General features: G+C 43.3%; 1 pseudogene. It reads right to left on the bottom strand.

Annotation, left to right across the window (positions count from 1 at the left end):
* Positions 1 to 438 (bottom strand): annotated as a pseudogene (locus tag A3738_RS08925) (hypothetical protein); the annotation flags it as partial.
* Positions 439 to 898: the final 460 nt, after the last annotated feature.

Here is an 898-nt window from a genome sequence, read left to right as displayed (position 1 = left end):
GTCTAAGGTAATTGGCGCGTCTGCCTCATTCAGTTGCCATAGTTCTTGTCGTTGTGCGTCGACTTGGCGAGTAAGACCGAAATTCGTGTTTTGCAGCACGTGTTCATCTTTTAAATTCGACTCGTCGAAAACGCCAAACACTTTTGCATGTTCAAGCGTTTCGATCTCGCATTTAAAAAAGACTTTGTATTTACTCAAAGTATCGACGCCTTGTTGGCGAACGCTTTCATGTACTTTTATCAAAAAACCGTCTTCGATTCTGGCGATGACGAACAACCAATACATGCGCCCTTTGGCGCTGTTAGCTGTGCCATAGGTGCATTGAAGCGGTGCTAGTTCAGTTACGTCGCAACTAAATTGGCCCTGCAAAAATTTCTCAGCATCTGGGCCGCTTACTTTGATTAATGAATAGGGGAGTTGTACACCTGTCTGTATCATTTTGTCGCTATCGTTGAAGTTGTTTGTGAAAGTTCTTTGTTATGCCGATCGTGAACGTATAGTCTGCGATGGTGATCTTTTTTACTGCTCGTTAGAGGGCTCAAGCAAATGATGTATTTCGCACCGCTATTAGTGGCTAGTACCAGAATCGCAAAGGCGTGCGTGAGCCAAACTGAGCTATGAATCGAGATTGGTAAGTAGTGTCCATCGCGACGATAAACGAGTTTTTTCCCCTCAATCATGAGAGCATTGTTGTGTGCGTGAGATTTGAAAACCGAGTAAGTTAAATAAGCATTNGTCCCTATGGCGATGCATGCAGCACCTGCACTAAATAATGAGGCTTCTGCGATTATCAACATAGCTAGTGCCACGATGCTAGGTAAGGTTAATATACCCAGCATTGCGTAGGACTGTTTAATGGTGATATTAACTTGGTTGAACACGATCCAATATCATTTTT

Source organism: Oleiphilus sp. HI0066 (genome assembly GCF_001635725.1).
This window is presented reverse-complemented; position numbering and strand designations above follow the sequence as displayed.